Source organism: Planobispora longispora, assembly GCF_016863135.1.
Lineage (GTDB): Bacteria > Actinomycetota > Actinomycetes > Streptosporangiales > Streptosporangiaceae > Planobispora > Planobispora longispora.
Window position 1 is genome coordinate 22,186 of sequence record NZ_BOOH01000061.1, and the last position, 23,490, is coordinate 45,675.

22 protein-coding genes and 1 pseudogene are annotated in these 23,490 nt (G+C 72.2%); 10 read left to right on the forward strand and 13 right to left on the reverse strand.

Annotation, left to right across the window (positions count from 1 at the left end):
* Nucleotides 1–123: 123 nt before the first annotated feature.
* Nucleotides 124–1,488 (forward strand): acetyl-CoA carboxylase biotin carboxylase subunit, encoded by a 1,365-nt coding sequence (locus Plo01_RS34745; protein WP_203895011.1) that lies wholly within the window; start codon nt 124–126, stop codon nt 1,486–1,488.
* A gap of 108 nt (nt 1,489–1,596) precedes the next feature.
* Complete coding sequence (locus Plo01_RS34750; protein ID WP_203895012.1) at nt 1,597–1,809, forward strand: biotin/lipoyl-binding carrier protein; 213 nt, start codon at nt 1,597–1,599, stop codon at nt 1,807–1,809.
* 59 nt (nt 1,810–1,868) lie between these two features.
* On the opposite strand, the gene Plo01_RS34755 is transcribed toward Plo01_RS34750, so the two are convergent.
* Nucleotides 1,869–2,249, reverse strand: coding sequence for a thioesterase family protein (locus Plo01_RS34755; protein WP_239317662.1), 381 nt, complete (start codon nt 2,247–2,249; stop codon nt 1,869–1,871).
* Nucleotides 2,250–2,272: 23 nt separating this feature from the next.
* On the opposite strand from Plo01_RS34755, the gene bsaP reads away from it, so the two are divergent.
* Both bsaP and Plo01_RS34765 read left to right on the forward strand, forming a co-directional pair.
* Nucleotides 2,273–2,455, forward strand: coding sequence for a biotin synthase auxiliary protein BsaP (bsaP, locus tag Plo01_RS34760; protein ID WP_203895014.1), 183 nt, complete (start codon nt 2,273–2,275; stop codon nt 2,453–2,455).
* 243 nt (nt 2,456–2,698) lie between these two features.
* Entirely contained in the window at nt 2,699–4,459 is a 1,761-nt protein-coding gene (locus tag Plo01_RS34765; RefSeq protein ID WP_203895015.1) for a serine/threonine protein kinase, read from the forward strand.
* A 141-nt stretch (nt 4,460–4,600) separates the two neighbouring features.
* On the opposite strand, the gene Plo01_RS34770 is transcribed toward Plo01_RS34765, so the two are convergent.
* Nucleotides 4,601–6,247: an acetolactate synthase gene (locus Plo01_RS34770; protein WP_203895016.1), complete on the reverse strand. Its 1,647-nt coding sequence runs from the start codon at nt 6,245–6,247 to the stop codon at nt 4,601–4,603.
* 196 nt (nt 6,248–6,443) lie between these two features.
* Between Plo01_RS34770 and Plo01_RS34775 the strand changes: the two genes are divergently transcribed.
* The 3 genes from Plo01_RS34775 to Plo01_RS40690 all read left to right on the forward strand — a co-directional run bounded on the left by Plo01_RS34775 (nt 6,444) and on the right by Plo01_RS40690 (nt 10,554).
* On the forward strand, nt 6,444–7,628 hold the full coding sequence (locus tag Plo01_RS34775; RefSeq protein WP_203895017.1) for an IS30 family transposase: 1,185 nt from the start codon (nt 6,444–6,446) through the stop codon (nt 7,626–7,628).
* 128 nt (nt 7,629–7,756) lie between these two features.
* Nucleotides 7,757–9,445, forward strand: coding sequence for a carotenoid oxygenase family protein (locus Plo01_RS34780; protein ID WP_203895018.1), 1,689 nt, complete (start codon nt 7,757–7,759; stop codon nt 9,443–9,445).
* A gap of 233 nt (nt 9,446–9,678) precedes the next feature.
* The gene (locus Plo01_RS40690; protein ID WP_239317665.1) at nt 9,679–10,554 is read left to right on the forward strand and encodes an NAD(P)-dependent oxidoreductase; all 876 of its coding nucleotides are present in this window, start codon (nt 9,679–9,681) and stop codon (nt 10,552–10,554) included.
* A 201-nt stretch (nt 10,555–10,755) separates the two neighbouring features.
* On the opposite strand, the pseudogene Plo01_RS34785 reads toward Plo01_RS40690, so the two are convergent.
* A pseudogene (locus Plo01_RS34785) lies at nt 10,756–12,075 on the reverse strand (AfsR/SARP family transcriptional regulator); the annotation flags it as partial.
* Nucleotides 12,076–12,173: 98 nt separating this feature from the next.
* Nucleotides 12,174–13,142 (reverse strand): thermonuclease family protein, encoded by a 969-nt coding sequence (locus Plo01_RS34790; protein WP_203895020.1) that lies wholly within the window; start codon nt 13,140–13,142, stop codon nt 12,174–12,176.
* Nucleotides 13,143–13,275: 133 nt separating this feature from the next.
* Between Plo01_RS34790 and Plo01_RS34795 the strand changes: the two genes are divergently transcribed.
* Entirely contained in the window at nt 13,276–13,887 is a 612-nt protein-coding gene (locus Plo01_RS34795) for a hypothetical protein (RefSeq protein WP_203895021.1), read from the forward strand.
* 112 nt (nt 13,888–13,999) lie between these two features.
* On the opposite strand, the gene bioB is transcribed toward Plo01_RS34795, so the two are convergent.
* The 5 genes from bioB to Plo01_RS34820 form a co-directional block, all read right to left on the reverse strand.
* Nucleotides 14,000–14,995 carry a biotin synthase BioB gene (bioB, locus tag Plo01_RS34800; protein WP_203895022.1) on the reverse strand — a complete coding sequence of 332 codons (996 nt, stop codon included), beginning with the start codon at nt 14,993–14,995 and terminating at the stop codon, nt 14,000–14,002.
* A 159-nt stretch (nt 14,996–15,154) separates the two neighbouring features.
* Nucleotides 15,155–15,871: a dethiobiotin synthase gene (bioD, locus tag Plo01_RS34805; protein ID WP_203895023.1), complete on the reverse strand. Its 717-nt coding sequence runs from the start codon at nt 15,869–15,871 to the stop codon at nt 15,155–15,157.
* 94 nt (nt 15,872–15,965) lie between these two features.
* A complete protein-coding gene (locus tag Plo01_RS34810) occupies nt 15,966–16,301 on the reverse strand; it encodes a hypothetical protein (RefSeq protein WP_203895024.1) in 336 nt (111 codons plus the stop codon).
* 74 nt (nt 16,302–16,375) lie between these two features.
* Nucleotides 16,376–17,095: a GntR family transcriptional regulator gene (locus Plo01_RS34815; RefSeq protein ID WP_203895025.1), complete on the reverse strand. Its 720-nt coding sequence runs from the start codon at nt 17,093–17,095 to the stop codon at nt 16,376–16,378.
* A gap of 81 nt (nt 17,096–17,176) precedes the next feature.
* On the reverse strand, nt 17,177–18,331 hold the full coding sequence (locus Plo01_RS34820) for an 8-amino-7-oxononanoate synthase (protein ID WP_239317667.1): 1,155 nt from the start codon (nt 18,329–18,331) through the stop codon (nt 17,177–17,179).
* A gap of 68 nt (nt 18,332–18,399) precedes the next feature.
* Between Plo01_RS34820 and Plo01_RS34825 the strand changes: the two genes are divergently transcribed.
* Nucleotides 18,400–19,887, forward strand: a complete 1,488-nt coding sequence (locus Plo01_RS34825; RefSeq protein ID WP_203895027.1) for a PAS domain-containing sensor histidine kinase — start codon at nt 18,400–18,402, stop codon at nt 19,885–19,887.
* 60 nt (nt 19,888–19,947) lie between these two features.
* Here Plo01_RS34825 and Plo01_RS34830 read toward each other — a convergent pair whose 3' ends face one another.
* Nucleotides 19,948–20,202, reverse strand: a complete 255-nt coding sequence (locus tag Plo01_RS34830) for a WhiB family transcriptional regulator (protein WP_203895028.1) — start codon at nt 20,200–20,202, stop codon at nt 19,948–19,950.
* Between the two features lie 280 nt (nt 20,203–20,482).
* Nucleotides 20,483–21,436, reverse strand: coding sequence for a diacylglycerol/lipid kinase family protein (locus Plo01_RS34835; protein ID WP_203895029.1), 954 nt, complete (start codon nt 21,434–21,436; stop codon nt 20,483–20,485).
* Between the two features lie 119 nt (nt 21,437–21,555).
* On the opposite strand from Plo01_RS34835, the gene Plo01_RS34840 reads away from it, so the two are divergent.
* Nucleotides 21,556–21,951 carry a hypothetical protein gene (locus Plo01_RS34840; protein ID WP_203895030.1) on the forward strand — a complete coding sequence of 132 codons (396 nt, stop codon included), beginning with the start codon at nt 21,556–21,558 and terminating at the stop codon, nt 21,949–21,951.
* Nucleotides 21,952–21,961: 10 nt separating this feature from the next.
* On the opposite strand, the gene Plo01_RS34845 is transcribed toward Plo01_RS34840, so the two are convergent.
* Together Plo01_RS34845 and Plo01_RS34850 are read right to left on the reverse strand one after the other, a co-directional pair.
* On the reverse strand, nt 21,962–22,762 hold the full coding sequence (locus Plo01_RS34845; protein ID WP_373871751.1) for an RNA polymerase sigma factor SigF: 801 nt from the start codon (nt 22,760–22,762) through the stop codon (nt 21,962–21,964).
* On the reverse strand, nt 22,759–23,184 hold the full coding sequence (locus Plo01_RS34850; protein ID WP_373871752.1) for an ATP-binding protein: 426 nt from the start codon (nt 23,182–23,184) through the stop codon (nt 22,759–22,761). The genes Plo01_RS34845 and Plo01_RS34850 overlap by 4 nt, the downstream gene beginning before the upstream one ends.
* Nucleotides 23,185–23,490 lie beyond the last annotated feature (306 nt).

Sequence of the window (23,490 nt, forward strand, 5' to 3'; positions counted from 1 at the left end):
GCCTTCCGTCCAGGGCTGTTGTGGGTTTCCTACAGATCGTCTTGCCGTGATCGGTGGTTTAGGGCGAAAGGCTGTGCCGAGATCCCGGTCATATGGTGGAGCGGTCGAAAGGGGGTCCAGCACGTGTTCGATTCCGTTCTGGTCGCAAACCGAGGCGAGATCGCCCGGCGAATCATCCGCACGGTCCGGCGCATGGGGCTGCGGGCCATCGCGGTGTACTCCGAGGCCGACGCCGACCTGCCGTTCGTGAAGGAGGCCGACGAGGCGGTCCTGCTGGGACCCGCCAACCCGGCGCAGAGCTACCTCGACGCGGAGCGGGTCCTCCGGGCGGCCCGGGAGACGGGCGCGCAGGCGATCCACCCGGGCTACGGCTTCTTCTCGGAGAACGCCGGGTTCGCGCGCGCCGTGATCGAGGCGGGGCTCGTCTGGATCGGCCCCTCGCCCGAGGCGATCGAGCGGATGGGCGACAAGATCAACGCCCGGAACCTGATGGAGGCCGCGGGCGTGCCGGTCGCGGCCGGGACGCGCGAGCCGGTCACCGACCTGGAGAAGGCGGCGGCGGCCGCGGCCGAGATGGGCTACCCGGTCATGGTGAAGACGGCCGGCGGGGGCGGCGGCATCGGCATGGGCGTCGCCCGCGACGAGGCCGAGCTGACCAAGGCGTTCGAGACGGCCTCGCGGGCCGCGGCCAGGTTCGGAAGCGCGGGAGGGGACGGTTCCGCAGGGGCGGCCGAGGGACCGGCGATCCTGCTCGAGCGTTACATCGAGCGGGCCCGCCACGTCGAGGTGCAGATCCTCGGCCTGGCGGACGGCACGGTCGTGGCGCTGGGCGAGCGCGACTGCTCGGTGCAGCGCCGCCACCAGAAGGTCGTGGAGGAGTCGCCGTCGCCCGGCATCAGCCCGGAGCTGCGCGAGCGCATGCTGGCGGCGGCCGTGCGGGCGGGGGAGGCGGTGGGATACCTCGGGGCCGGCACCGTGGAGTGCCTCGTCGACGCCGACGAGCAGGACTTCGTCTTCCTGGAGATGAACACCCGGCTCCAGGTGGAGCACCCGGTCACCGAGCTGGTCACCGGGGTGGACCTGGTGGAGCAGCAGCTGCGCGTCGCGGCGGGGGAGAAGACCGTCGTCCCGGCGGAGGTGACGGGCCACGCGATCGAGTTCCGGGTCTACGCGGAGGACCCCAAGCGGTTCTTCCCGGGGCCGGGGAAGATCGACGTGTGGGAGGAGCCGTCCGGTGAGGGCGTGCGGGTCGACTCCGGCTACGCCGGTGGTAACACGGTCACGCCGTTCTACGATCCGCTGATGGCCAAGCTGTGCGTGTACGGCCGGACCCGTGCCGAGGCTCTGGAGCGCGCCCGGGAGGCCGTGGCGGGTTTCCGGATCGAGGGACCGAAGAACAATCTCCCGTTCTGCGTGGAGCTGCTGGACCGTATCGAGTTCGTCAACGGTGACTACGACACGGGGCTGGTGGCGCGCATGCGCGCCTGAACGGGCAGTTGAATGGCAGGCGGACGGCAGCGGCGAAGTGTGACGTACGACCGGCGGAGATCCGCGCGGGCGTGATCGGTGGCAGGCGAGTAGTGATGGGAGTTCCCGGTGGCTGAAGTACGCGCGGAGATGGTGGCGAACGTCTGGAAGGTCCTCGTCGCCGAGGGCGACAGCGTGGAGGACGGCGACACGCTGGTCATCCTCGAATCCATGAAGATGGAGATCCCGGTGCTCGCCGAGGACGACGGTGTGGTGGCCCAGCTGAAGGTCGCCGAGGGCGATGTCATCCAGGAGGGCGACCTCATCGCCGTCATCGAGTGACCCCGCGCCGAACCGGCGCCGTCTCGGGGCGGGCCGGGTCCGGAGGAGAAACGGGCGGGTCAGCGGGTGAGACGGGCCAGGAAGCGCTCGCGGTCGACGACGACGCGTTCGATCGTGCCGGTCGCGACGGTGGCCCGCCGGTCCCGGGCGGTGAAGGCGAAGACCAGGCGGCGGCCGTCCACCTCGGTGAGCTCCGTGGAGATCTCGACGTGCGCGCCGACCGGGCTGGCCGCCAGGTGCTCCAGCGCGACCCTGGTGCCGACGGACGTCTCGCCGGGGGCCAGGGCCTCCGCGACGGCCTGGACGGTGGCCTGTTCGGCGAGGGCGAGCAGGCGGGGCGTGCCCAGCACGGGGACGTCCCCGCTGCCGACCTTCACCGCGGTGTCCTCTGTCTCGACCATGATGAGGATCCGGGCGTGCAGACCGGGCGCGAGCGTCATGCGTGTCAGCATAGGGTCTTCCCGTGACCTCCTACTGCGATCACTGCGGTCGCCCCGCCGGCGAGGGCGACCACGCGGCCTGCCTCGCCGCGCGGGCGATGGAGCCGCCGCGCCACTGCGCCCGCTGCGCCCGCCGGATGGTGGTACAGGTGACACCGCTGGGCTGGTCCGCCCGGTGCGTGGAACACGGCACGATGAGCGGCTGATCGCGGGTACGGTCGAAGGGGAGACGGGGGCGGTGATGTCCGGCGGGGGCGAGCGCTCCACCGCCGCGAACCATACAAAATCAGCCAAAGTTTCAGATTTTGTGTCATGCTGCCGCTCGTCCCCAGATTGCGGGCCGCGCGACGCGCAGGGCTTCGTTATGGCCCCGTGACGCCGTTGCGATACAAATCCGCTTTGTTGGAGAACCCTGGGGTGGGAGTGGAGAGGGTTACGGGGGAATAGTCATGGTGGCCCAAGGCACGATGCTGGCCGGGCGGTATCGCTTGGATACCCGCATCGGCGCAGGCGGCATGGGCGAGGTGTGGCGCGGTGAGGACACCGTGCTGGCCCGCACCGTCGCCGTCAAAGTGCTGCTCCCGGGCCGCACCGAGGACCCCGGCTTCCTGGTCCGCTTCCAGGGCGAGGCCCGGGCGATGGCGACGATCAACCACCCCGGTGTCGTCGACGTCTACGACTACGGAGCCCACGAGGTGCCCGGCGCGGGGGCGACCGTCTACCTCGTCATGAAGTTCGTGGACGGCGAGCCGCTGGACCGGCTGCTCGGGCGGCTGGGGAGCATCGCCCCCGGCGCCGCCATGGAGCTCATCGCCCAGGCCGCCTCCGCGCTGCAGGCCGTGCACGACCAGGGCATCGTCCACCGGGACATCAAGCCGGGCAACCTGCTGGTACGGCCCGACGGCACGCTCGTGCTCACCGACTTCGGCATCGCCAGGTCCGACTCGGCCAGCCGGCTGACCGACGCCGGCATGGTCCTGGGCACCGCCGCCTACTGCGCGCCGGAGCAGGCCGAGGGCGCGCCGGTCACCCCGGCGGTGGACATCTACGCGCTGGGCGTGGTCGCCTACGAGTGCCTGGCCGGTCAGCGCCCCTTCGACGGCGACTCCCCGGTCACGATCGCGCTCAAGCACATCCGCGAGGCCCCGCCGCCGCTGCCCGCGACGATCCCGCCCGGGGTGCGCGCCCTGGTGGAGCGGGCCCTGTCCAAGGACCCGGCCCGGCGCTTCCCCAGCGCCGCGGCGATGAGCACCGCGGCCCGGCAGGCGCTGCACGTCCCGGAGTCCGGCGCGTCCCCGCACGCCTTCGCCGAGACCGGATACGCCCCGGGCCCGGCGGGGCCCGTCGCGCCGCCGACCGGCTGGCAGGAGACGGCGCCGCCCCCGGGCCGGCAGGAAGCCGTCCCGCCCACCGGCCGGCAGGACGCCGCCGGCGGGCAGCCGACCAGCGTCCAGGGCGCCGCCGGCGGACCGGGGGGTCCGTACCCCACCGGCACGCACGGGATCGCCGCCGAGCCGACCTCCGGCTGGCGGGCGGACACGCCGACGGTGTCGCCCGGCATCCCCGCCGCGTCCCCGCCCCGCGGCCGGGGTCGCAGGGGGGCTCAGCGTCCCAAGCGCCGGGGCGGCGTCCTGCTCGCCTCCGCCGGGGCGGTCGTGGTCTCCGTCGGCCTCGCCGCGGTGGCGGTCAACGTGATGGCGGCCTCCGAGGAGAAGGTGCCCAGCAACAAGACGATGGCGAGCGCCGAGCCGCTTCCCACCCGCGCCGAGCCGTCCAGGACCCCGAGGACGACCCGCCCCCCCAGGCGGACGCCCACGCCGACTCCCACGATCGAGGCCAGGCCCACGGTCACCAGGGAGCCGTCCCCCACGCCGAAACCGTCCAGGACCCCCACGCCCACCCCCACGCCGACGCCCACGCCCACGCCGACACCCGCGGTGAAGAAGAAGGTCCCGAACGTCCTGGGCCTGACCCCCGCGGAGGCGAAGGTCAAGCTGGCGCAGGCGGGCCTGAAGGCGAAGGTCGGGTACGAGCCGGAGACCGACCTCACGAAGTGCACCGGGGTGGTCGGGCAGCGGCCGAGCGCGGGAGAGATGCAGGACGTCCAGAAGCCGGTGGAGATCACCGCGGACAACGACGCCTGCCCGACGGCGCAGCCCACTCCCAGCGTCACTCCCACTCCGAGCGCCACGCCCAAGTCGTCGTCCTGACCCGCGGCGCTCCGGCCGCCGCGGGCCCGCGCCGTGCGGCGGGGCCGGAACGGCTTCCGCGGCGCTCCGCCGCACCGGCGCCGCGAGAGGGCGGCACCGGTGCGGAGCGCCGATCCCCGGCGGGCCGGGGATCCGGCCCGGTCAGACTCCGGTGGTGGTGCGGGGGTAGGCGACGGCCGGGTCGGTGGCGATGTTCACCATGTACGGCACGCCGGAGTCGAAGGCGCGGCGCAGCGCCGGGCCGATCTCCGACGGGTCGGTGACGAGCTCGCCGCCGCCGCCGAGGGCGGTCACGACCTGGTCGTAGCGGCACTGCGGCTGGAGCTCGGCGGCCACGTCGTAGCCGTAGAGCATCTGCATGGGGTGCTTCTCCAGGCCCCACATGCCGTTGTTGCCGCAGATCATCACCACCGGCAGGCGGTGCCGTACCAGCGTGTCCACGTCCATCAGCGAGAACCCGGCCGCGCCGTCGCCCAGCAGCAGCACCACCTGGGAGGAGGGCCGGGCCAGGCGGGCGGCCATGGCGTAGCCCAGGCCGGTGCCCAGGCAGCCGTAGGGGCCCGGGTCGAGCCAGTTGCCGGCGCGGCGGGGCTCGACGTACTTGCCCGCGTAGGAGACGAAGTCGCCGCCGTCACCGATCGCCACGGCGTCGTCGGCGAGGATCTTCCCCAGCTCGCCGTAGATCCGCATCGGGTGGATCGGGTCGGCGTCGGCCGCGAGCAGCTCGGCGTCCCCGGCGATGGCCGCCGCGGAGGCCTCGGCGAGCGTCGTCAGCCACGGCGCGTAGCGCGCGGGGGACACGCCCGCCTCGGCGCAGGCCGTGCCGAGCCCCCAGAAGACCAGGGAGAGGTCGCCCGCCGCGGCGCCCGCGGGCTTCATGTGCGTGGAGATCTGGGACGGCGCGTCGGCCAGGTGCACCACCTTGGCCAGCGGGGCGCCGTCCTTGCCGCCGAACCAGCCGTAGCCGAGCCGGAAGTCCAGCGGGGTGCCCGCCACGATCACCAGGTCGGCCTGGGCGAAGGCCATCCCCCGGGCCCGGTTGACCAGCAGTTCGTGCCCGGCGGGCAGGATGCCCCGGCCCTGGCCGTTGGGGATGACCGGCAGGCGGTACTCCTCGGCGAAGCTGCGGGCGACCTCCTCGGCGCGGTCCATCCACACGTCGGAGCCGAGGACCAGAACCGGACGCTCGGCCTCGGCGAGCAGGCGGGCGATGCCGGCCAGCGCGTCGGTGTCGGGCTCCAGCGGCGAGGGGGTCAGCGTCTCGGTGGCGTGCGGCGTCGCCGGGGCGAACAGGTGGTCCATGTGGAAGTCGAGGAAGACCGGGCCGCGGTGCGGGGCGATGGCGGTCCGGAAGGCCATCTCGACGTCCTGGCCGATGGAGTCGGGGCCCGAGCCGGTGAAGGCCAGCTTGGTGATCGGGGTGAACAGCGGCGGGTGGTCCATCTCCTGCAGCGCGCCGGAGCCCCAGCGCGACTGCGGCGCCCGGCCGCCCATGACGACCACGGGGGAGCCGTTGAAGTGCGCGGTGGCCACGCCGCTGACGCCGTTGGTGATGCCCGGGCCGGCGGTCAGCACGGCCAGGCCGGGCCTGCGGGTGAGCCTGGCGGTCGCCTCGGCGGCGAAGACGGCGCTCTGCTCGTGCCGTACGTCGAGGATCCGCATGTCTTCGTGGACCGCCCCGTCGTAGAGCGGGAAGACGTGCCCGCCGGACAGGGTGAACATCGTCTCGATGCCGTAGGTCTTGGAGACGGCGACGGCGACGTCGCCCGCGTGCTTCGGTGACTCCATGCGCGAAACCTACCAGTCAGTCACTTGGCCGGACAGGGGAGTGCCCGGGGGTCCGTGGGTCTTCTCTCTCCCCCGAATCCCCCATGTCACACGCGCGCACCATAACGCGCTCCTTACGGTCCGCGACCGCCTGACGACCGAATCTTGACCCGGAGCGTAACCGCGGGTTCTAGTGTTTGTCGCAACACACCTGATCATGATGGGCGTGTTGATGGCTGTTCGCGGACCCAAGCGGCGACTCGAACTCGAGTCGGAGTACTGGCGGCTGATCCTTGCCGGGGTAGGCACAGTGGAGGCGTGCAAGCAGGTCGGTATCGGCCGCAAGACCGGCTACCGATGGCGAGCAGAAAACGGCGGTCTGCCACCGGCCCGCCTGACCGAGTCGGCACGCTCGGCTCGTTACCTGTCGCTGCTGGAGCGCCAGCGCATCGCCACACTGCGCGGACAGGGCCTGGGCGTACGGGAGATCGCCCGACGCCTCGGCCGCGCTCCCTCGACCATCAGCCGTGAGCTGCAGCGCAACACCAGCGCGCACGACCGCACCTACGACGGTGATCTCGCCCATGCGCGTGCCCGCCAGCGCATGCGCCGCCCGCGTCGCGGCCGGGTGCTGCAGGACGCCGAACTGCGTGCCCAGATCCAGGCCCGGCTGGAGCAGGAGTGGAGCCCCGAGCAGATCGCCGCTCACCTTCGTCGCTGCTTTCCCGACCGGCCGCACTGGCATCTGTGCCACGAGACGATCTACCAGGCCATCTACCACGGCGGCCGCGGTGGCCTGAGCCGCCGGCTCACCGCCAAACTGCGTACCGGGCGCGCGCTGCGGCGGCGACGACGCCGCTCCGACCAGCGCCGGATTCGCTTTGTCGCCCCGGCCGTGCTTATCGAGCACCGTCCGCCGATCGTCGAGCAGCGCGTCCGTGTCGGCGACTGGGAAGGCGATCTGATCACTGGTCGGCTCAACCAGTCCGCCATCGGCACCCTGGTGGATCGCACCAGCCGCTACCTTCGCCTGATTCCGCTGCCGACCGGCCACGCTGCCGTGAACGTCCGTGACGGCCTGCTTGCTGCCTTCGCCGACATCCCCGAGGACGCACGCTGGACGCTGACCTGGGATCAAGGCGCAGAGATGGCCTTGCACCATCAGGTGGCGCCCCTGTTTCGCGAGGGGGTGTTCTTCGCCCACCCGGCCAGCCCCTGGCAGCGCGGTACGAATGAGAACACCAATGGACTGCTGCGCCAGTACTTTCCCAAAGGCACCGATCTGTCCCGCCACGGCATCGAGGACCTGCGCACGGTGGAGCAACGGCTCAACAACCGGCCCCGCAAGTCCCTGGGGTGGCTCAGCCCGGCCGAGGTATTCGCCTCCGGTCTGCCATCATGATCAGCGTCACCGTTGCGACGATCGCTGGAATCCGCCAACCGGGGCGTCCGGCCCGGCGTCTTGACGGGAGCGGCGGGAGGGGTCTTGATGGACAGCGAATCCAATTCGGTTTTCCGTGGAGGGGTGCCATGCCGATCCCGCGTTCGATCCTCACCAAGGCGGACCTCCCCGACCTGGATCTCAGCGTCGTCAGCGGGACGTGGCCCCTCGACATCTCCGGACATGTCCTGATCAGCACCTCCGATCAGCGCACCCACCCGGTCCACGCCTTCTTCGGCGACGGCATCCTCGTCCGCCTGGCCCTCGAAGCCGGGACCGACGGCGCGCCCGAGGGCCGGTTCGCCTGGCGTCCCCGGGTGATCGACTCTCCCTCCGTACGGCTCCGCCGCCGCCGCCCCGACCTGTTCCAGGCCGGTCCGGTCGGCACCTCCTCGCCCCTCGGCAGCGTCAACGCCGCCAACACCGCCCCGCTGCCCTGGGGCGACCGGCTCTTCGCCACCTGGGACGCCGGACGTCCCGTCGAGGTCGACCCGGTCACCCTCGCCTTCCTCGGCGAGGTCGGCCACCGCGACGACTGGGCCCCCGTCCTCGACGCCCCCGTCCTGCCCTCGATCCTGAGCACCGCCCACCCCGTGATCGACCCCGAGCGCGGCTGTCTGTGGTCGGTGACGCGCGACCCGCTCACCGGCGTGCTGTCGGTCGTCCGCTACGACGGCGCGGGCAAGCACGTGCGGCGCTGGCCCGTCGAGGGGGTCGCGTTCCCGCAGGCCACCCACACCATCACGCAGACCCGCCACTGGCTGGTCCTGGCCGACACCGCCTACAAGGTCGATCTCGACGAGGTCCTCGGCGCGGGCGACCGCACGGTGGCCAACAACCCCGACGGCCCGCTGGTGCTCGTCCGCAAGGACGCCCTGGACGCCGCCCCGCACGGCACGCCGGTGCGCGGGGCCGTCTTCCGCATCGCCCCCGAGGTCAACCACTTCTACGCCGCCTACGACGACTCCGCGGGGATCCGCGTCGTCATGGAGCACACCCCCGGCGTCGACATCGGGATGTACCTGAAGGAGGACGACGTCGACGTGCACGGCCGCCCGATCGACCCCGCGCTGCGCGGCATGTACTGCCACGCGATGTCCCCCGCCCTCACCACCGTCCTGGAGTTCGACCCCGTCGCCGGGACGGTCGCCGACGTCGCGCGCCTGTACGACCCGGACCGCTACTGGCAGGCCGAGCTGTCGGCCCTCGACTGGTCCCTGGAGGGGCAGCTCGCCCCCACCCGGCACCACCTGGTCTTCCAGGGCTTCCAGCCCGAGGCGGTCAACCGGCGCGCGCTGCGCAACTACGGCGCGCGGGTGGACCGGTCGCTGTTCCCCGCCGAGCAGACCCCGGCCGTGCTCGCCTCCCTGGAGCGCGACACGCTCAAACCGCTGTCGGAGTGGGCCTGGGCGCTGGACGACTACCCGACCTCGCCCGTGTTCGTGCCCAGGAGCCCCGGCGGGCCCGGCCGCAGCCGCTACGCGGGGACCGAGCCCGGCGGGCACGACGGCCATCTCGTCGTGGTCGTGCACAACGACGACCGCTTCCGGATCGAGGTCTTCGACGCGGCGGCGGTCTCGCGCGGCCCGGTGGCCACGCTCGCCCCGGCCCCGGGCACCGTCATCCCCTTCATGATCCACTCTGCCTGGATGCCGGACGCCCGCTCCGCCGACCCCGCGATCGAACGGCTCCGCTTCGCCGACGACCTCGACGACCGGCTCGCCCAGCTCGACCCCGATCTCCAGGCCCTCGCCCGCGACGTCGCCGCCGAGCTCTGAGGTCTGCTCCCGTCGTCGCGCCGGGCGCGGTAACGGACCGGTAATCGGCTGCCCGGACGGCGCCGGGACGGAGCGCTTGAGCGGTGGACGCCCGGTGGACGCGGCCGTGCAGGGTGGAGCCATCGGGACCGGCCCGGATCGCCGGCCCGTTCTCGGTGAGCGCCGGCAGGACGCTCGTCCTTCCGCGTTCCCCTTCACTTCCGCGTTCCACCTCAGCGATTCGGAGCATGCATATGAGCAGCGAGCGCTCAGCGGTCACCGTCCTCGGCCTCGGCCTGATGGGGACCGCCCTGGCCGGCGCTTTCCTCGCGGGCGGCCACCCGACGACCGTCTGGAACCGCTCCGCCGGCAGGGGAGACGACCTCGTCGGCAGGGGCGCGGTGCGCGCCGCCGCGGTCGGCGACGCGGTCGGGGCCGGGCAGGTGGTGGTCGTCTGCGTCCGCGACTACGACGCGGTACGGGAGACCCTGGAGCCGGTGAGCGCGGCGCTGGCGGGCCGGGTGGTGGTCAACCTGACCTCCGGGACGTCGCAGGAGGCGCGCGACCTCGCCGGCTGGGCCGCCGGACACGGGATCCGTTACCTCGATGGGGCGATCATGATGACCCCGCAGGGCATCGGCACGCCGGAGGCGGTCATCCTCTACGGCGGGGAGCAGGAGCTCTTCGAGGAGACCAGGCCGGTGCTGGACCGGCTGGGCGGCGGCGGCACCTATCTGGGACCCGACACCGGCATCCCGGCACTGTACGACGTGGCCCTGCTGGACATCATGTGGGCGACGCTCAACGGCTTCCTGCACGCCGTCGCGCTGGTCGGCACCGAGAAGATCCGGGCGACGGCGTTCCTGCCGTTCGTCACCGGCTGGCTGGGCGGGGTGGCCTCGTTCCTGCCCGCCATGGCCGAACAGATCGACACGGGTGAGTACGCGGCGCACGACGCGACGCTGGAGACCCACCTGTCACCGCTCGGCCACCTGATCCACGAGAGCCGGGTCCGGGGCGTCGACGTCGATCTGCCCGGCCGCACCAAGGTCCTGGTCGAGCGGGCGATCGCCGGCGGCCACGCCTCCGACGGCTACGCGCGGCTGATCGAGCAGATGCGCGAGCGGTAGGAGCCCGCGCAGGCGGTCGCGCCGCTCATCGGGCGGGCCGACCGGCTCCACCGAGCCGGCGGGCCACAGGAAGTCGAGCAGCTGGTCCACCGCGGTGTCGGAGAGCCGGTCCAGCGTCAGCACGGCGGAGTCCGGCCTGCCGCCGCTCCAGCAGGGCCTGCGGTCCAGCAGGTCCGGGCGGGCCGCCGCGACCACCAGCACGGGGACCGGATCCGGGCCCGCGGTCAGCCCGTCCACGAACTCCAGCAGGGCGTCCGGCGCCCGGTGCAGATCATCGATGACCATGACCAGCGGCAGGTCCAGACGGTGCTCGGCGACGAACTCCTTCCACACTGCCGCCATGTGGGCGGCGTCCTGGACCCCGTCCGCCGCGAGAACGCCTCCGAGGCGGGAGAGAGTCCCGGCCGGCAGCCGGGCGGCACCGCCCAGGCTCTGGATCGTGACGCCGGTGACCGGGCACCGGCTCACGAGATACCGGGCGGTCCGGGCCTGGCTGACGAGCCGGCGCTCGACCTCGATCAGAAACCGGGTCTTGCCGAGCCCCGGACCGCCCAGCACCGTCACCAGGTGCGGCCTGCGCCGGTGCCCGGTCCGTTCCAGCATCCCCTGGACGACGGCGAGTTCGTACTCCCGGTCCACGATGGGCAGGGCATGGCCGGTCAGGCACTCCTCCACGGAGCCCGTGCCGGTCCGGGCGGCTCCCGCCGCCGTTCCGGCCGGTGCCCCGATCGCCGTCGAGGGCCCGCCGGCCGCGGCGAGGCGGAGGGAGGGATCGTGGTTGAGGATCGCCCGCTGCAGCGATCGCAGGTCGTGACCGGGGTCGACGCCCAGGTCCTCGGCCAGCGCGGTGCGCGTGCGCCCGTACGCCTCCAGGGCGTCCGCCTGGCGTCCGCACCGGTAGAGGGCGAGCATGAGGTGGCCGCAGGATCTCTCGCGCAGCGGGTCGTTCTCCACCATGATCTCAAGCTCGCGCACCGCCTCGCGATGCCGGCCACAGGCGAGCGCCGCCTCGAAGTAGTCGTCCATCGCGTCGAGCCGGGCGATCTCCACCGCCGCCAGCTCCGGCCAGGCGACGCCGGTCTCGACGAGGTCGGCGAGCACGGGGCCGCGCCACAGGTCCAGTGCTTCCCGGAGAGCCGCGGCGGCCTGCGTGCACTCGCCCCGGGCGAGGTGGGAACGGCCCCGGGCGGTCAGCCGCTCGAACACGTGGAGATCGACCTGCTCGGGATCGACCGTGAGCATGTATCCGGGAGGCCGGGTGACCAGCGCCGCTCCGTCCGCCGTCCGGTCGCCGCCGGCCAGCTCCCCGCGCAGGCCCGAGACGGCGTTCTGCAGGACCTTGCGCGCCGAGGCCGGGGCCTCGCCCGCGGGCCAGAGCGCGTCCAGCAGCCTGCTCGTCGCCACGACCCGGTTGGCGTGCAGCAGGAGCATGGCGAGCACCGAACGCCGCCTGGCGCCGCCGAGGACGGCCACCCGCTGTCCGTCCCGGACCTCCAGCGGGCCCAGCATGCGAAAACGCATCACACCTGTCCGCGATCGGGGGCCGCCATGCCCTGATCGTACCCGTCGGCCCGGACGGCCCCCGATCCGCCGGACAGGCGCGAGGCCCGGGTCCGGGTCTACGGCGGCGGGACCGACCAGCCCTTCTCCGCCCAGAGCGGCGCGTGCTCGGCGTTGACGAACAGCCGGTCCTCCGGGTTCGGGACGCGGTGGTAGCTCTGCGGGTGGAGCAGCTCGCGGGAGCTGTCGGACAGGTCCAGGACGTACCGGTCGGGGGCCCGGCGACCGGCCAGGAAGCGCAGCTCGAAGGCGTGCAGCCGCAGCGGGTCCGCCGGGTTCCAGAGCCCGCGGCCGGCCTCGCGCGCCTGCCGCACCGACTCGCGGGCCTGGCCCAGCGCGCCCCGCTCGGCCAGCTGCCGGGCCGACCCCGGCTCCGGCACGGCCTGCGCCACCCGGTTCTCCTGCCGGACGAAGGGATCCACGTTGGGCCAGATGAAGTACGGCATGACGTGCCCGTGCGCGAGCAGGCGCTCGTTGTACGGCGCGGGCCGGGGCTTCTCCCTCTGGTCCCGGTTGACGTAGCACAGCAGCCTGCCGTACCGGTCGAGGATCTCGTGCGCGAAGGCCAGGCGCAGCTTGAAGGTCTCCGGGGTCAGGCCCTGCTCGGCGATGTCCGAGGTGATCATGTCCATGAGCGCCCGGGTGGGCGGGCCGCCGTGCGCGGCGTGGTTGGCGGCCGTGGTCGCGTCCAGCTTTCCCAGCAGGTAGGAGTGGAGCGCCGAGCGCAGCGGCAGCGGTTCGAGACCCGGGGCGAACGGGTCGGCGAGGAACTGCGTCCACGCCGGATGCGAGATCTTGACGAAGCTCTTGGGCCAGTCGGGGAAGTCGGAGCTGCGGGGCAGCTCGAAGCTGACCTCGGGGGCGTCCACGCCGAGCAGGCGCACGCCGAAGTTGCCGTCGGCGGCGATGTTGATCGTGTCGCCGTCGTGGACGATCCTGCTGATGGGCTGGGGACTCCCCGCGGACCGCGCCAGGAGCGCGTGTCCGACGGTGATGCCGGGAACGGGCTGTTCGATCGCCTTGGCCATGTCTCACATCATGAACGCCGATATGCGGCCCGTCAGGGGGATCGTCGGAATAGTGATCGCCGGAGCGAACCGACCGCCGCGGCACGGCGTCTGATCATCTGTCGGTGAGATCCGGAAGATGAGGGAGGAACCCATGAAGGTGGTAAAGGCCGCTGTCGCGCTGGGGACCGCGGCGCTGCTCGTCCTCGGCGGCGCAACGGCGGTGGGGGCCGAGGCCGGGCTGCCCAAGGGGTTCCTGCTGTACGAGGCCAAGGCCAAGGGGCCCGCGAAATCCTGGGAGGAGTGGAAGATCAGCGACAGCCTCCGCACGCGGCTGGCGCTGAACCCGTGCGAGACCGAGCGCGCCTGGGACGGCGGCCGTTCGAAGACGCGGTACATCCAGTACGTCGCCGAGACCGACCTGTTCCAGGAGCAGGTGGTGGTGTACCGCAGCGAGCGCGCGGCCCGCGCGGCGATGGCCGGGCTGCGCGCCCGGCTCAAGCGGTGCGCGAAGGTCGGCAAGGGCCACAACGCCTACACCTACCGCTGGAAGAGCGTGGGCATCGGCGACGAGGCGCTGCGGGCCGGCGGGTCGTACTTCGAGTCCAGGTTCCGCTACGTCGCGGTCCGGCGCGGCAAGGCCGTCGTCGTCTACGGCGAGGACGGCAACTTCACCTCGAAGCTGGCGAACGGGCACTTCCGCGGGCTGGAGCGCGACGCCGGGAAGATGGCGGCGAAGGTCTGCGGCCTGCCCGGAGTCTGCTGATCCGGACGGCCGCCGTCCACAGGCCCGGACGGTCGCCGTCCACCGGCATGGGCGGCCGCGGGGACGGCCCGCCGCGGCGGGGGCCCGGGAGATCGAGCCCCCGTCGCCGACGTCAGAGCGTCTGGGAGAGGGCCTTGATCGGCATCTTCAGGTCGGCCAGCAGTTCCAGGTCCTTGTCCGCGGCGCGCCCGAGGGTGGTCAGGTAGTTGCCCACGATGATCGCGTTGATCCCGCCGAGCATGCCGTCGCGGGTGCCCAAATCGCCCAGGGTCAGCTCGCGGCCTCCGGCGTAGCGCAGGATCGTGCGGGGCAGCGCCAGCCGGAAGGTGGCGATCGTCTTGAGCGCCTCGGCCCCCTCCAGCAGCGGGAAGGTCTCGAACGGGGTGCCGGGGCGCGGGTTGAGGAAGTTGAGCGGGACCTCGTCGGGCGCGAGCTCGCCCAGCTGCCCGGCGAACTCCGCCCGCTGCTCCAGCGTCTCGCCCATGCCGACGATGCCGCCGCAGCACAGCTCCATCCCGGCCTCGCGGACCATGAGGCAGGTGTCCCAGCGCTCCTCCCACGTGTGGGTGGTGACGACCTGGCCGAAGTGGGACTTCGCGGTCTCCAGGTTGTGGTTGTAGCGGTGCACGCCCATCTCGGCCAGCTCGTCCACCTGGTCCTGGGTCAGCATGCCCAGCGAGCAGGCGACGTTGATGTCCACCGCCTCGCGGATCGCCTTCACGCCCTCGCGGACCTGGTCCATGAGCCGCCGGTCGGGCCCGCGCACGGCGGCCACGATGCAGAACTCCGTCGCGCCGGTCGCGGCGGTCTCCTCGGCGGCCTTGACCAGCGAGGGGATGTCCAGCCAGACCGCGCGCACCGGTGAGGAGAACTGACCGGACTGCGAGCAGAAGTGGCAGTCTTCGGGGCAGCCGCCGGTCTTGAGGGAGACGATGCCCTCGACCTCCACCTCGGGGCCGCACCACTTCATGCGCACCTCGTGGGCGAGGGCGAGCAGGTCCGGCAGGCGGTCGTCGGGCAGCCGGAGGCACTCCAGCGCCTGGGCGGCGTCGAGGCCCCGGCCCTCCGCCAGAACCTGAACCCGGGCGATCTCCAGGATGTCGCTCAACTGATGGCTCCGCTCTTCGGGGTCGCTACGGAGCCCAAGCCTAGACGCGGCCCGGGGAACGGCGGGGCGAGGAGTTCGGGGCCGGTGGGCGGTGCGCTGAATGGTGAGGCGGGGAGCTCGGAGCCGGAACGCGGTGCGTGGAGTGGTGAGGCGGGGAGCTCAGAGGCGGAACGCGGTGCGGAAGGCCGCGGGGTCGAACCCGCCGCCGAGCACCGGGCCCAGCCCGGCACGGGCCACACCGGCGAAGGTCTCCCGGTCCAGCGCGCCCGCACCCTCCGGCAGGGCCCCCGCCAGCGGCCGGGCCGCCAGCATCTCCAGGTCCGTCACGTTGCACCGCTCGGCCAGGCCGGGCTCGGCCGGCCACGACCCGATCACCACTCCGGCCGGGCTCAGCCCCCGGCCGGCCATCGCCTCCAGCGTCAGGGCGGTGTGATTGAGCGTGCCCAGCGCCGCCCTGGCCACCACGAGCACCGGCGCCCGGAGCATCCGGGCCAGATCCGCGATCGTGCCGCCCTCCTCGTCGAACCGGACGAGCAACCCTCCCGCGCCCTCCACGACCACGAGCCGGTGGGACTCGGCCAGCTCCTCGATCCGCGCGGCGGCCGCGGCCAGCGACACCGCCGCGCGCCCCGACACCCGGGCCGCCGCGGCCGGCGCCAGCGGGTCGGGGAACCTGGCGAACTCGAAGGTGGTCGTCACCCCCGAGAGCCTGATGACGTCGTCCAGATCGCCGGGCTCGTTCTCCCCGACCCCGGTCTGCGCCGGCTTGACCACCGCGACCGACGAACCCCGCTCCCGCGCCAGAGCCGCCACCGCGGCCGTGACGACCGTCTTCCCCACCCCGGTGTCGGTCCCGGTGACCACGAGAATGCTCACCCGCCCCACCCTACGGCGCGCCGCCGCCCCGCCGCCGCCCGCGGGTCGTCCCCTGAGCGATCGTCGCGCGCCCGGCCGCCGAGTGATCGTCGTGCTAGCCGGAGAACCTCTTCGCGAGGTCCCGGGCCCACTGCGCGACTTCGACCGCCTGATCGCCGGCGACGGGCGCGCCGGGCATCCGGCTCAGGCCCTCCACCTGCTCGGCGAAGCCCAGGTACTCCCGGCGGGCGTGTTCCCGGCAGGCGAGACAGGTGACGCTTTCCGGACGGGGGGAGGTCATCGCGTAGGGCGTCTGGACTCCGCAGCCGGTGGTGACGACGGTCGGCGCGTCGGGCACGCGCCCCAGCGACGAGGCGATCACGTTGCGGAAGGCGGCGCCGGCCCGCATCACCTGCCGCTCGACGTGGATGTGCGGATCGGTCTCGCTCATCTGCGATCGCGCCTCCGTCCGGGTCGCCTGGAACCAGATTAATGCGCTGACCGCCCGGGTCCACCGGGCCGGGGTCAGGGGCGGCGGAGGCGGGTGACGAACTTGTAGCGGTCGCCGCGGTAGAGGGACTGGGCCCACTCGACGGGGTTGCCGTCGGCGTCGAAGGCGTGGCGGGTCAGCAGCAGCATCGGCAGGCCCACGTCCACGCTCAGGACCTGCGCGTCGTACGGCGTCGCGAGCACGGTCTCGATGATCTCCTCGGCGTCCATCAGCCGCACGTTGTAGGCGTTGTGCAGCGTCTCGTACAGAGAGGAGTGGACCTCCAGCTCGCGGCGGAGCCGGGGGAAGCGGCGGGCCGACAGATGGGTGGTGTCGATGGACATCGGCTCGCCGTTGGCCAGGCGGAGGCGGTGGATGCGGAGCACCCGGCCGCCCGGGTTGATGGCCAGGCGGCGGGCCAGGGGCTCGTCGGCGGTGACGTAGCTGATGTCGAGGATCTTGGTGTCCGGCTCCAGGCCGACGGTGCGCAGGTCGCCGGTGTAGGAGGTCAGCTGGAGGACCTGGGCGACCTTGGGCTGCGCGACGAACGTGCCCTTGCCCTGGATGCGGACCAGGCGGCCTTCGACGACGAGCTCGGAGAGCGCCTGGCGCACGGTGGTGCGGGACGTCTCGAAGCGGACGGCGAGGGTGCGCTCGGGGGGCAGGGCGCTGCCGGCGGGGAGGCTCTTGGTGAGCGCCAGGAGGCTCCGCTTCACGTCGTAGTATTTCGGGATGCGGGGGGTCTCGTCCGTCATGGAAGCTCCTCGCCCGTCGGTTCGGAGCCTCCCGGACACGGAGCACCGTGCCTGCTCACATCGCCGCGCTGGCTCACACGCTCACCTTTTCATCTTGGCCACGGCGGTGAGCGCACCCCGGATCACCGCGAGATCATCGGAACTCAGATTGGCCCGCGCGGTCAACCGCAGGCAAGAGCGGCCGACCGGCACCGAGGGCGGCCGGAAGCATCCGGCGCGCACTCCGTGTTCCGCGCAGATCGCGGCGGCCCGCAGCGCGGCCTCGGGCGGGCCGAGCACGACGGGGACGACCGCACCCGCCGGTTCGCCGGTTTCCAGGCCGAGATCGCGGGCCATCGAGGCCAGCTCCCTTGCTCTGGACCGGACAGATCCGGGCAGTTCGGGCTGAGTTCGAAGGATATCCACAGCCGCGAGTGCCGCGGCCACGCTGCCGGGCGCCAGGCCGGTGTCGAAGATGAACGAGCGGCCGGTGTCCACAAGGGTTTCGGTCACTTCAGGGGCGCCCAGAACGGCCCCGCCCTGGGCTCCGAGCGACTTCGACAATGTGACGGTTCTCACAATCGCCGGCTCGCCCGCCAGGCCCGCCGCGTGCACCGCGCCGCGACCGTCCTCGCCGATCACGCCGATCGCGTGGGCCTCGTCGACGATCAGCAGCGCGCCCTGCCGTACGGCCGCCGCGTGCAACTCCTCGATCGGCGCCAGGTCACCGTCGACCGAGAAGACCGCGTCGGTGACCACGATCGCGTGCTCCTCGCTCCGGTCGGCGAGCGCCTTCTCCACGGCCGTCACGTCCTTGTGCGGGGTGACCACCACCCGGGAGCGCGACAGCCGGCAGGCGTCCACGATCGAGGCGTGGTTGCCGGCCTCGGAGACCACCAGGGCGCCGGAACCCAGGGCCGCGACGGCCGCGAGGTTGGCCAGGTAGCCGGAGGAGAACACCAGCGCGCTCCGCGCACCCGTGAAGGCGCACAGGGCGTCCTCCAACCGGGCGTGGAGCTCGGTGGACCCGGTGACCAGGCGGGATCCGGTGGAGCCGGTGCCCCAGATCCGGGTGGCCTCGGCCGCCGCCTCGGCCAGGCGCGCGTCCCTGGCCAGCCCCAGGTAGTCGTTGGAGGCGAGGTCGACCAGGCCGTCGTCGTCGGGCGTGCGGGGGCGCAGGGTCCGCCTCAGCCCTGCCGCCTCGCGCTTGAGGGCCGCCGCGCGCAGCCGGGCCAGCGGATCCGGGGTCTGCTCCATACCGGGCATTTTTGCAGTCAGCCTCCCCCGATTCGCGTTCGGGCCAGCAAAGAACGCATGATGCACGGGTGCCGACTCTAAGTGACCTGGCGGTCCGCCACACCGCCCTCGACGACGCCGACCTCGAGTGGATGCATTCGCTGGTCTCCGACTGGCAGCTCCTGGCGGACCTGTCCTTCGCCGACCTGATCCTGTGGATTCCGCTCAGGGACGGGAACGGCTGGATCGCCATCGCGCAGATGCGGCCCACCACCGGTCCCACCGTCTACCACGACGACGTCGTGGGCACGATCATCGCCAAGGGCGAGCGCGAGCTCATCGACACGGCGTGGGCGGAGCGGCGCATCTGCCGCGAGGGAGATCCCGACTGGTCCAGCGGGGTTCCGGTGCGGGAGGAGACGATCCCGGTACGGCGGGCGGACCCCGGCGGATCGTCGTCCGAGCCGCGCTACCTGGGGGTGATCCAGCGCTCGACGAACCTGTCGTCGGCGCGCACGCCGTCCCGGCTGGAGCTCACCTACCTGCAGAGCGCCTCCGACCTGGCGCAGATGGTGGCCGAGGGGCGTTTCCCGTTCTCCGGCGCCGAGCCGATCCTGGTCCGCTCGCCCCGCGTCGGTGACGGGCTGCTCCGGCTGGACCGGGCGGGCCGGGTCACCTACGCCTCGCCGAACGCGCTCTCGGCCTACCGGCGGCTGGGGCTCACCGCCGACCTCGTCGGCGCGGAGCTGGGCCGTACGACGGCGCTGCTCTGCTACTCGGACGAGCCCATCAACGAGAACCTGATGGTCGTGGCGAGCGGCAAGGAGCCCCGGGAGACCGAGGTGGAGGCGGGCGGCACGGTCGTGCAGCTGCGGGCGATCCCGCTGGTCGTCGGGGGCGGGCGGATCGGCGCGCTGGTGCTCATCCGCGATGTGACCGAGCTGCGGCGGCGCGAGCGGGAGCTGATGACCAAGGACGCGACGATCCGGGAGATCCATCACCGGGTGAAGAACAACCTGCAGACCGTGGCGGCGCTGCTGCGTCTGCAGGCGCGGCGGCTGCGGGTGCCGGAGGGCCGGGAGGCGCTGGAGGAGGCGGTGCGCCGGGTCGGGTCGATCGCGATCGTGCACGAGACCCTGTCCCACACGCCCGAGGAGCAGGTGGACTTCGACGACATCGCGGACCGGGTGATCGCGATGGCGAGCGAGGTGTCGGCCCCGGAGGCGCAGGTCGTGCCGCACCGGGTCGGGAGTTTCGGGGTGTTGCGCTCGGAGATCGCGACCCCGCTGGCGATGGTCCTCACCGAGCTGCTGCAGAACGCGGTCCAGCACGGGCTGGCGCACCGTCCGGGCAGGCTTCAGGTGAAGGTGTGCCGGAGCGCGGACCGGCTGGACGTGATCGTCTCCGACGACGGGGCCGGTCTGCCCGAGGGGTTCGACCTGGACGCGTCCACGAGCCTCGGCCTGCAGATCGTGCGCACGCTGGTCGTGGGGGAGCTGTCCGGGCGCCTGTCGATCGAGCCCAGGGAGGGCGGGGGGACCGAGGTCACCGTGGGCATCCCCCTCCCCCCGGCCTAGCCGGCCGGGGGAGCGGTGCACCCGTGCCCTGCCGGGCGGCGGGGTGCGGCGGGAGGTCGATCAGACGGCGGCGCGGGCGCGGGCGCGGGCCGTGCGGCGCTTGAAGGCGCGGCGCTCGTCCTCGCTCAGACCGCCCCACACGCCGGCGTCCTGGCCGGACTCCAGCGCCCACTTCAGACAGGCCTCGCTCACGGTGCACGTACCGCACACCTGCTTGGCCTCCTCGATCTGCATGAGGGCCGGACCGGTGTTGCCGATCGGGAAGAACAGCTCGGGGTCCACGTCACGGCAGGCAGCTCGGTGGCGCCAGTCCATGCGTCACTCCTTCGGGAGAGGAGCCCTCGCTGTGGCTCCATCGGCGTACTTTGTGAAGAGTTTCACTAACCAGACCGAACGGTGTCCCGGGCCGGGGTCGGTCCGGGGTGCGTTCGATTGATCGCCGGTGGCCTGAAAGCGATGGTGGCCGCTTAAAGGTCCTACGTTCCGACGTCAATGTTGAGATTGTCAGTCACGCTGAGCGCACGCAAGAGGGTGGGAACGACGTTTTTCTCGTTGGCCGTGTCGGATGCGTCACACCATGACGGGATGTAACCGCTCAGACCAATACTTGTAACGCATTAGGGATAGACCGGAATGTCGCCCGCTCGACTTCTCCCAGGTAGTCGCCGTCGATCTGGAACGCCACCGGCCGCTCCGCGTGAAGGGTGAACTCCTTCTCGTCGTGGAGCTGGACCAGGTTCCGCCCGGTCGGCAGGGTCTCCCGGAGGCCGATGATCTGGGAGAGCAGGCGGGCCATCGCGGGCAGGCCGAGCCGCTGCAGCCCCAGCAGGTCGAGGCCGGTCTCGAAGCTCGCCCAGGGGGTCGGGCAGACGGGCCGGGGGCCGACGTAGGACCAGGGCGAGGTGTTGGAGACGACCGCCATGAAGATGCCCTCGGCCGCGGGCACCCCGGGGCCCTCCAGGGATATCGCGGCATGCTTCTTGTCGGTCGAGAGGTAGTGGCGCAGCGCGGTGTTCACGTAGCGGGCGGGGGTGGCCTTGACCCCGGTGCCGCGCAGCCCCTCGACCGCCCGGATGACCTCGGCGTCGTAGCCCAGGCCGCAGCAGAACGTGAAGTAGCGGCTCTCGCCGTTCCAGACCGCCTGGCCGAGGCCGACCGTCCGCCGCCGGTTCTGGGTCACCGCCTCCAGGATCATCCCGGTCGCCTCGACGGGGTCGTTGGGCAGGCCGAGCGCGCGCGCGAAGACGTTCGCGCTCCCGCCCGGGATCACCAGCAGGGCCGGCCGGTCGGCCGCCGTCTCGCCGATCCCGGCGCCCTCGGCGTCGAGCAGGCCGTTCACCGTCTCGTTGATCGTGCCGTCGCCGCCGAGCACCGCGACCACGTCGAATCCGGCGGAGTGCGCCGTACGGGCGAGATGGGCCGCGTGGCCCCGGTACCCCGTCTCCTCGATGGTCAGGTCCATGGTGGCGCCCAGTGCCCTGATGAGCACGTCCCGCGTCCGGTGGTTGGTGGTCGTGGCCGTCGGGTTCACCAGGAGCATCGCACGCATAGCGTCAGCGTATCCACCGATATCGGTACATAGGAGGCGTAGAGCCGACTAACTGGTACGGGGCCGCAGAACTCGGCCGGGTCGGGCCGACCGGCGGCCCGCGGTTATAGGGTTGGCCTGTGCCGAACCGTCCGCCGACCCTCGTCGTCGCCGCCGCCGTCCTCGCCCTGGAGGGTGTCACCGCGCTGCTGCTCGGCGGCTACGTGGGCGTCGCGACCGTGATCGGGAAGCCGGACGACGTGATGAGCTCCCTGTTCGTCGCCGGGTTCGGGCTCCTCGTCGGCGGCCTGCTGCTCCGGGTGGCCTGGGGCCTGCTGAAGGCCGAGAAGTGGGCCCGGAGCCCGGGCGTGCTGACGCAGATCTTCATGATCCCGGTCACCGTCACGCTGTTCCAGTCCGGCCAGGCCCTTCTCGGCGTGCCTCTGGCCGCCGCGGTCGTGGCCGGACTGGTCGCGCTGCTCGCCCCGCCGACGACCCGCGCCCTCTACGGGGACGAGCCGTCGGCCAGGGCTTAGGGGCCGGCCGTCAGTCTTCGGCGGTCAGGCCCTCGCGGAGCTGGGTCAGCGTCCTGGCCAGCAGGCGCGAGACGTGCATCTGCGAGATGCCCAGCTCGGTGGCGATCTGCGACTGGGTCATGTTGCCGAAGAACCGCAGCAGCAGGATCCGCTTCTCGCGCGGCGGGAGCCGTTCGAGCAGCGGCTTGAGCGACTCGCGGTACTCGACGCCCTCCAGGGAGTCGTCCACGATGCCGAGGGAGTCGGCCACCGCAGGCGCGTCGTCGTCGCCGGAGTCGGGGGCGTCGAGGGAGACCGTGGAGTAGGCGTTGGCCGACTCCAGACCCTCCAGCACCTCCTCCTCGCTCATCTTCAGATAGGCCGCCAGCTCGGCGACCGTGGGCGCGCGGCCCTCGCGCTGGGACAGATCGCTGATCGCCTTGGTGAGCGAGAGCTTCAGCTCCTGCAGGCGGCGCGGAACACGGACCGCCCAGCCCTTGTCGCGGAAGTGACGCTTGATCTCGCCCACGATCGTCGGCGTGGCGTAGGTGGAGAACTCCACACCCCGGCCGAGGTCGAAGCGGTCGATCGACTTGATCAGGCCGATGGTGGCGACCTGGGTCAGGTCGTCGAGCCACTCGCCCCGGTTGCGGAACCGGCGGGCGAGATATTCGACCAGGGGCAGATGGAGCTCGACGAGCTCGTCGCGGATGCGCTGGCGTCGCGGATCGTCGGGGGGCAACTCCGCCAGTTCACCGAAGAGCGTGCGCGCGCGAACCCTGTCGGGCACCGCGTGATCGCTGGTGGCCATGGCACGAGTCCTTTCCGTCACGCCGGCCTCGCCGCGCCTCGACGCTTGCGCAGGACGATCGCCATACGGTCAGGGGAGTCGGTCACCGCGTCCACGTCGTCGGCCAGGGCCGTGAGCACCATCCAGGCGAACTCATCGCGTTTCGGCGGGGAGCTCCCCACCGTGCTGACCTCCACCCGCACCTGCATCTCCTGACCGGTGAGTTCGAACTCGGCAGTCAGGTCGGTGCCGGGGACGGCCTGGGTCAACAACATCGCGCACGCCTCGTCGACCGCGATCCGCAGATCCTCGATCTCGTCGAGCGTGAAGTCCAGCCGTGCGGCCAAACCGGCAGTGGCCGTACGTAACACGGACAGATAGGCACTAACGGCAGGTAGCCGGATGCTCACCACGTCGCGGATCCCGCCCATACCGACCGTAGGCGCCTCGGTGTGCTCGGTCACGTTCCTCCTCGCAGAGTCGCTCACTGCAACCTACCGCTCCGGAGCGGTCCATGGCCCGGTTGGACGCGCGATGCGAGGGATTTCCAGCCGGTTTACAGCCGCCTCCCCAAGCGCGGGTCAAGCACGCCCCGGCCGCAGGTCAACGACGGGCCAAGCAGGAGTGACGCCGGAAGACACAGCTGCCCTGTGAGGTCGCACTCCTCACAGGGCGGCTGTGTCGATGGCCGTGCTGCGCACGGCGGCTCGGGGGCTGGTAACCGGCTTCCGCCCTCGTCACGTCCTCGCTTCGCTGCGGGCGTTTCTCGG